This is a genomic window from uncultured Phenylobacterium sp. (assembly GCF_902826855.1).
GTDB lineage: Bacteria > Pseudomonadota > Alphaproteobacteria > Caulobacterales > Caulobacteraceae > Phenylobacterium.
In genome coordinates, this window is sequence record NZ_CADEGK010000137.1 from 1 (window position 1) to 2,244 (window position 2,244).

The following is a 2,244-nucleotide window of genomic DNA, read 5'->3' on the forward strand; positions in this document are numbered from 1 at the left end:
TCGGCGAAGGGGACGGTGTGGGTGGCCCCCATCTTCACGGGCGGCGCGCCATCGGCATAGGCCACTGCCAGGCGGGCTGGGTCGGAGATCGCAAAGCCCGTGTCAGCCATGCCCAGCTTGTCGGTCACCCGCTCGGCGACCACCTGGCCCAGGGACTTGCCGGTCGCCACCTCGATGGCCGCGCCCAGGACGTCGATGCCCACGGAGTAGAGCCAGGCCGCCCCGGGCGGGAAGAACAGGCCCGCCTCGGTGATGCGCTTCAGTTCCTCGGTGAAGCCCAGGCCCGGCTGGTCCATGCCATCGGAGACGCCCAGCTTCAGGTAGGGGCCGTCGTCGGGCTGCATGAAGCCGTAGGAGAGCCCCGAGGTGTGGGTGAGCAGTTGGCGCAGGGTGATGGTCGGGACCTGGCCCGCTAGCTTCGGCTGGAAGTCGGGCAGCCACCGAATGACCGGGTCGTCCAACCCCATCACCTCGTCTTCCACGAGGCTCAGGAAGGCTGCGGTGACGATCGGCTTGGTGAGCGATGAGGCGCGGAAGATCGTGTCGAGGGTCATCGGCTTCCCCGCCTCGCGGTCGGCGAGGCCGGCTGCGCGGGCGTAGACCAGTTCCCCGCGCTTCGAGACCAGGGCCACGGCGCCGACGACCCGCTGCTCGGCCAGTGCGGCGTCCAGGATGGGGTCCAGCCGGGCCGCCAGGTCGTTGTCCGTCCGTTCCGCGACGCTGCCCATGTTGTTCTCCCCAGTTGACCTGCGTCAGGGACTAGTCCGGCGACGCGGCGTCATTCAAACCGATCCTGACGCCGAGCGTTAGCCCCGAAGGAGGTGATCATGCCCGAGCCCCTGCACGTGGTCTGCCCGCACTGCGACGCCGCAAACCGGTTGCCGGCCGAACGGCTGGCGCACGGTGCGAAGTGCGGCCGATGCCAGAAGGCGCTGTTCACCGGCGCGCCGGTGGCGTTGGACGCCGCCCGGTTCGACCGGCACCTGGCCAAGAGCGACCTGCCCCTGATCGTCGACTTCTGGGCGGCATGGTGCGGCCCGTGCCGGGCGATCGCGCCGATCTTCGCGCGCGCCGCCGCCGAGCTGGAGCCGCGGGCGCGGTTCATCAAGGTCGATGTGGACGCCAACCCGCAGCTGCAGGCCCACTACGGCATTCGCGGCATCCCGGCGCTGTTCTGCTTCGCCGGCGGCAAGGTGGCCGCGCAACAGGCTGGGCTGAGCGATCCCGGCCTGTTCCGCAACTGGGTCGAGCAGTTCGCGCCGAAGGGGGCGTGACGCGCCGACGCGGCCCTCCGAACCTGTGGCGTCACTCGTAGCGCAGCGCCGCCACCGGCTTGGACCGCGCCACGCTGAGCGCATGAACCAGCACCGTCGCCAGCGCGATCGTCAGCGCGCCAGCGCCTGCGGCCACGAAGGTCCAAGGCGCGATGTCGACGTGGTAGGCGAAGCTGGACAGCCACCAGTTGAGGATGAACCAGGCTGCCGGCCAGGCGATAAGGTTGGCCCAAAGCACCGGCTTGGTGAACTCCCAGAGCAGCAGCTTCAGGATATCCCGCGAGCTCGCGCCCATCGCCTTGCGAACCCCGATCTCCTTGGTTCGCCGCTCGGTGGTGAAGGCGCTGAGCGCGAACAGGCCGAGCGCTGCGACCGTGAGCGCGATGAGCCCCGCGATGGCCACGGTCGCGCCCTGGATGATGGTGTCGATGTAGAGCCGCAGGCCGAACTGGCTGACGTCATAGCGGCTCATCGGCTCGCCCTGGCCCACCCGCTTCCAGATCCGGTCCATGGCCGCCAGGGTCTCGGGAACCCGTGCTGGGTCCATCTTGATGGCGAGGGCGATGAAGCTGGGAGGCGCGATCCGGCCGATGCCGTACACGAAGGGCTCTATCGGCTGACGCACCGAGCCCAGGGTGAAGTCCGGGACCACGCCGATGATCTCGGACGGCTTCAGCGGCTGGACTACCGAGACGCCCTGGCGAAGAGTCTCGTCCCAGAACCCGTCCCAGATGAGCGTCTTGCCGATCGCCTCCTGCGGGGTGCGGAAGCCCAGTTTACGCACCGCGGTCTCGTTCAGGATTACCGGCTGATAGGCGTCGGGGTTGTCGAACGCGGCGTCACCGGCACGACGCTCGTCGAACAGACGGCCGGCCAGGGGCTTGACGCTGAACACCTCGAAAAAGCCGAAGTCGACCGGCGCGCGGGCGACGTTCACCTTTCGCCCGTCGAGGGACACGTCGGTGTGGCT

The 2,244-nt window shown here is 69.0% G+C and carries 3 protein-coding genes; 1 reads left to right on the forward strand and 2 read right to left on the reverse strand.

Annotation, left to right across the window (positions count from 1 at the left end; genetic code table 11):
* A partial coding sequence (locus QZV94_RS17185; RefSeq protein WP_293679376.1) for a serine hydrolase occupies nt 1-728 on the reverse strand: 728 nt, incomplete at its 3' end.
* A gap of 99 nt (nt 729-827) precedes the next feature.
* On the opposite strand from QZV94_RS17185, the gene trxC reads away from it, so the two are divergent.
* Nucleotides 828-1,274: a thioredoxin TrxC gene (gene trxC, locus QZV94_RS17190; RefSeq protein WP_293679378.1), complete on the forward strand. Its 447-nt coding sequence runs from the start codon at nt 828-830 to the stop codon at nt 1,272-1,274.
* A 31-nt stretch (nt 1,275-1,305) separates the two neighbouring features.
* Here trxC and QZV94_RS17195 read toward each other — a convergent pair.
* The coding region (locus QZV94_RS17195) for an FtsX-like permease family protein (protein WP_293679379.1) at nt 1,306-2,244 on the reverse strand (939 nt) is incomplete at its 5' end.

Bases quoted from the DNA above. Each gene is read 5' to 3' on its own strand.
- trxC (WP_293679378.1), top strand. From the start codon at position 828: ATGCCCGAGCCCCTGCACGTGGTCTGCCCGCACTGCGACGCCGCAAAC.